Source organism: Clostridioides sp. GD02367 (assembly GCF_045900275.1).
In the GTDB taxonomy this organism is placed as follows: Bacteria; Bacillota; Clostridia; order Peptostreptococcales; family Peptostreptococcaceae; genus Clostridioides; species Clostridioides difficile_A.
Genome location: NZ_JBJODK010000047.1, coordinates 1 through 332, shown reverse-complemented (window position 1 = coordinate 332; position 332 = coordinate 1). Strand labels below are relative to the sequence as shown.

The 332-nt window shown below is 25.9% G+C and carries 1 pseudogene; it reads left to right on the top strand.

The window, feature by feature from the left end:
- Positions 1–332, top strand: a pseudogene (locus Q3223_RS19625) (IS200/IS605 family element RNA-guided endonuclease TnpB); the annotation flags it as partial.

The window sequence follows — 332 nt, the reverse complement described above, 5'->3', positions numbered from 1 at the left end:
GCGATAAAGAAACTTTTACTTATAAACAGTGCAGTTCTGATTTGACCAATTTAAAAAAAGAATTAGAGTGGCTTAAAGAACCTGATAAATTTTCACTACAAAACACCTTAAAAGATTTAGAAAACGCATATAAAAAATTCTTTAAGGAAAATACAGGATTTCCTAAATTTAAATCAAAAAAAACTAATAGATTTTCATATAGAACGAACTTTACAAATGGAAATATTATGTACTGTAGTCAATATATAAAATTACCTAAACTTGGTATGGTTAAAGTAAGGGATAAACAAGTACCTCAAGTAAGAATACTTAATGCTACTATATCCAAAGAA